General features: G+C 34.4%; 3 protein-coding genes (2 of these 3 only partly in view). All 3 read left to right on the top strand.

Translation table 11 applies throughout. From position 1 onward, the window contains the following. On the top strand, positions 1 to 866 hold the final stretch of the coding sequence (locus LEP1GSC062_RS00350; protein WP_020983029.1) for a SpoIIE family protein phosphatase. It extends 2,317 nt beyond the left edge of the window; the window shows 866 of its 3,183 coding nt (coding positions 2,318-3,183); the start codon falls outside the window, past its left edge; it ends in the stop codon at positions 864 to 866. Continuing rightward, positions 859 to 1,743 carry a hypothetical protein gene (locus tag LEP1GSC062_RS00345; protein ID WP_010577377.1) on the top strand — a complete coding sequence of 295 codons (885 nt, stop codon included), beginning with the start codon at positions 859 to 861 and terminating at the stop codon, positions 1,741 to 1,743. Before LEP1GSC062_RS00350 ends, LEP1GSC062_RS00345 begins: the two co-directional genes overlap by 8 nt. 361 nt (positions 1,744 to 2,104) lie before the next feature. After that, positions 2,105 to 2,500 carry the start of a SpoIIE family protein phosphatase gene (locus LEP1GSC062_RS00340; protein ID WP_020983096.1) on the top strand. The gene runs 2,802 nt beyond the window's last position, so 396 of the gene's 3,198 nt are visible here — the first part of the coding sequence; the start codon lies at positions 2,105 to 2,107; its stop codon lies beyond the right edge, outside the window.

Here is a 2,500-nt window from a genome sequence, read left to right as displayed (position 1 = left end):
ACTTCAATGCAGAACACCCGTTTACAGTTTTATATCGAGATGGAAAGGCCAGCTTTTTGGAAACGGGACTTCAGCTCCGTAAATTGGGATTGGATTCGGAGTTCGATTTTCAAGTGCAAAATTTCGAATTAAAAAAAGGAGACGTTTTAATTCTCGGATCGGATGGTCGAGACGATATCGATCTTACTTCTGAAGATACAGTGAGAACGATCAACGAAGACGAGAATTTATTCCTTTTAAACGTGGAAAACGGAAAAGGAAACTTAGAAGATATTGAAACTGAAATCCGCAAGCATGGAGAATTAACGGACGATCTTTCCCTTTTAAAGGTCGAATTTCAAGCTGAAGCCAAAAAGGACGAGTTGGATGAAATGTTCACCTCCGATGATAGAATCGAAGTCGCTTTAAATCCAGATATGATCTATGAAGACGCAAAGCAGCTATATAAAAATGGCAAAATAGATCAAGCTCTCGAACTTCTCAAGACAGGATATACGAACGATACCGCAAATCAAAGAATCAATAAACTTTTGGGTCTTTTGAGTTTTAAAGGTAAGGATTATACGACAGCGATTGAAGTTTTAAATAATTACCTCAAAACTGATCCAGGGTTACATGAGTATTGGTTTTATCTTTCCATTGCAAATAAAAAAGTAGGAAAGTATGAACAAGCTCTTCAAGCGAGTTTGAAACTAAACGATATTCAACCGGATAACTTATCTAATTTAGTTAATCTTTCCGATATCTATCGCTTAATGGACCAATTTGATCTCGCCGAAAAAATGGCTCGAAAATTAATACACTTAGATCCCGGAAATCAAAACGGGGAAAGACTTTTAAAACTTATCGAAAGAGATCGTGCGTAAATTCTTATTAGGAATTTTATTCTTAATTTCTATTAATCTTTATTCGGATAAGAATAAATGGATTCGAAGGATTCCTCTAAATCGAGGGGAACTTATACTTGAAATTCGAAATAATTCCCAAAGTAGCAATTGGAACGAATTTGCTCACCGCAAAACCTCCGATTTTTTTAGAGCCTTAGAATCTTATTCCGGTATCTCCTTTCACGAAGCCAGTGCATCTATATTTGAGGACCAAAAGGCTTCCGAAAAATATAAGGTTCTTTTGATAATCCAAGATCAGATTTTTCTAAACGGAACCAGAGTCACAGGATACAATAATATCTCCGGGGATTTGGGAACAACGCGTGGAATTTTTATGGAACCCGATCTTTCTCCCATAGGGTATCCGGCGTTATTGTTTCATGAACTCGGGCATTTTTACTTTTCAGATTTAGCTTGGTTGAGTGAAGGATTGGTTTCTTTTTTACCTTTTGTTTTGTACAAAGAAAAGAAAATCGATCTCACAAAGGAAGAGCTTATTTCAATCGCTGAAGAGTGGGATACAGAAGAAGGTCTTCAAGGCGGAAAAGATTTTCCATTGGATCCGGATTTTAGACAGAAATATCCTTCGGCTACTTCTGTCTTTTATAATAAAGCTTTAAAAGTTCAATATATTCTTTATAAAGAATTAGGTCCTGTGGGATATCGGGATTTTGTCAAAAAATTGGTTTTTGAAAATTCTCCTAAAACGACAAAAGAAGTAATTTTAAAACTGAAATCTATTCGAAATAAAAATTGGTCCAGTTTATTGAAAGGATGGGTTATTCCCGGTCCTTATGAAGTTTATACTTGGAAAACTTTCCAAAAGGAATCCATCCTCGGAACTTTTATACAATAGAGTTATTGAAAAATTGTATAATTTATAGTACCAAACCGCATGACTCGTCTGTCGTAATGAAATTAAAGCCATCCGGAATTAATTTTTCAAAAACTCTAATTTCCCTAAAATAAAAAACATATTATGAAAATTCATTGTTTGTCTTAAAAATAAAATTTTTGGTAAGCCTATAATTTTTTGCGATCACTTAAGTGATATATTTTTGAAATAAGATCTCCAATCATTCGTTAAATCGAATTGATTCTAATTTTATCATTGAAAAGAAGATTCTTACAGTTAAAGTAACGTTTGTTCTAAAAGATAAAAACCGATTCCTTCGGAATCGATTAAAAATTTTTTAAAAAAAAGGTTTATTAAGTTTATGGGCGAAACTGGATTCGTCTCGAACAACGTGTTTTTAAATTATTATTCTTTTGGGAGTTTGTTACTGTTCTTAACTTCCATGCTCGTTTCCGGTGTGTTTCTTTTTATTGATCAAAAAGTATCGGGCACGAAACATTTGGCAATTGGGACTTTTTTTCTTGGAATATTCCAATTTGGTTATGTTGTCGCTACATTTCTTTATCATCCTTTTGCGGCATATCATCGCTGGATTACAGTAGGCTTCATTCTTCCCGCAATTTTGCACATCGGGCAGTTTATCGCACGTTATCCCAAAAACGATTTTCCGAAATTCAATCAAATAACTACGATCGTGTTGTGGTTAATTGCCTTATTTTCAATCAGTTATTTCTGTTTTTCCACTTGGAACGCTTCC

The sequence above is a fragment of the Leptospira alexanderi serovar Manhao 3 str. L 60 genome, from assembly GCF_000243815.2.
Classification (GTDB): Bacteria; Spirochaetota; Leptospiria; order Leptospirales; family Leptospiraceae; genus Leptospira; species Leptospira alexanderi.
This window is presented reverse-complemented; position numbering and strand designations above follow the sequence as displayed.